This window comes from Microvirga arabica, from assembly GCF_016811235.1.
Lineage (GTDB): Bacteria > Pseudomonadota > Alphaproteobacteria > Rhizobiales > Beijerinckiaceae > Microvirga > Microvirga arabica.
Window position 1 is genome coordinate 1 of record NZ_JAFBID010000178.1, and the last position, 1,875, is coordinate 1,875.

Consider the following 1,875-nt stretch of genomic DNA (forward strand, 5'->3'; position numbering starts at 1 on the left):
TCGCCCGCAGCCTCGGCCCGCATCCAGCCGGTCTTGCGCCGCTCGGGGCCGAGCACCCCATCGAGGAAGGCGGCGGCTGAGGTGGCCACACTGGGATGAGCAAACAGCGACTTGAGATGCTTTGACCTGACGCAACTCCACACACCAGAGTTCGAGCATCTGCTCGATGGCCACGCCCGTCATGGCAGCCTCCCGGGTCAGATCAGGAGATTATGAACCCATGCGCAGGAGGTGCAACTGTAGTAGTAGGCCTCCGGGAGCCCTGCAGCACCGACCCGAGATGATCGTCAGGTTCTTTTGCCGGGCCAACCTCTTTGTTGCAGGCTCTCCGTGGGGATCATCAATGCCTCTCTGTTCGCAGAAACAGACCTACCCGCTCCATCGAACTAAGAATTCCTTTGATCGGAAAAGAGTAGAGATATTCGGAAAACGCCAAGCGCTCTCGCAACTGCGCTGCAGTCCAGCAGATACACATCGATCCTGCAAACGCCGATCCCGTAAGCGCCATCGCTGAATCCATGCCCAGCCAGAGGAAGAGCGCCATGAAGATGTAAATAGCTGGGTAGTGAATAACAAAGAACACGACCGAATTACGACCAATGAAGTTCAGTTCTTCTGACCAACCTGTGCGAGAAATCCGCTGAGCTAGGGCGATTAAAACTATTGTGCCAGCTAGGGCTGGAATCAGGTACTCAACTTTATAGTTGATGCCTCCAGTTGCCACTGAAACGAGAGAAAAGCCGATGCTGATCGGCACTGCCCAAATCAATGCCCTAGGGGAGGTGAAATTGCTCAGGATCATCTGCCTAGAGCTCAGATAATGCCCAAGGAAGAAAAAACCCATTAAATAGAGATAGTTCTCCATGTATTTCGTGCCATCAGGCGAAATCAGTGATAGTGAAAAACTCAAAACGAGAATAATTGATGTTGGAATACGCGCGACAAGGACGGCGATCATATAATAGCTAAACAAAAATAAAATAAACCATAAATAAGTTCCTCCGATCCATAATATAGGCGCAGTTACTCCTGCCGGATGCACAATAAACCCGTAAGCTGCCGTCCAGATCAGGTACGGGTATAGTAAGGTAGCGACTTTGCGCAAAGTGTACTCAAGTAGTGGCCGGCATAGAGAATGGGCTAATAACATACCCGACAGCAGCATGAGCAAGGCCATGCGGTATGGAGAAAAAAGGCGATTGAGGTGAACCAATGGTTCCCAAGGCGCCTTATCGAAAAGCTCCGTCATAAGTGATGCATGCAGCAATATAACAAGGAGAATGGCCGAGCCTCTAAGTGTGTCCATCCAGACTAGGCGATCGCCAGATCCTTGCTCTGTCTGGCTGTAGCGCTTCTCAGAACTTGCGGGAGTAGCCCTGTCAATGCCGCTGATAGGAAGAAACATCTGGAATCCTAATTGAAAATATATACTTCTCTGTATCGGTCAGCACGACATTAGCAGTTCAAGTTTATATTTCTCCTGATTTACGCGTTCGCCGAAATGTACTTGTGAATCGGAGGCGCTATAACACTTACATCGGCCTGTCTTCACACCGCCAATATTCTGTAAAACCCTTGCGCTCAAATCCGTGAGGGCATACACAAAAAATCACCAACTTGACCCCACATCAATTTAGCAATTTTGGTTACTCCTGTTGAGTTCAATGGATTAGTCCATGCCTTTACTTGGCGGTCTGGCCGGACTTGCAAGCTCTTGTAGCAGGACGCTTCTAGAGATGGTAGGTCAGCGCGGGTTCTACCGCAAGACGGTTGTGCAACGCATCATCTGGTGAGGCGTCCTTAACTGTCTGGATGCGACACTTCCTTGGCGTGAGCGACGACCTGGAGGGCTGGCGGCAACGCGTCTGAATCAGG

1 protein-coding gene and 1 pseudogene are annotated in these 1,875 nt (G+C 50.6%); both read right to left on the reverse strand.

All coding sequences use genetic code 11. The features are described 5' to 3' along the window. Window positions 1-183 (reverse strand): annotated as a pseudogene (locus JQC81_RS33720) (IS701 family transposase); the annotation flags it as partial. 157 nt (window positions 184-340) lie between these two features. Then, window positions 341-1,405: an acyltransferase family protein gene (locus tag JQC81_RS32260; RefSeq protein WP_203275835.1), complete on the reverse strand. Its 1,065-nt coding sequence runs from the start codon at window positions 1,403-1,405 to the stop codon at window positions 341-343. Window positions 1,406-1,875: the final 470 nt, after the last annotated feature.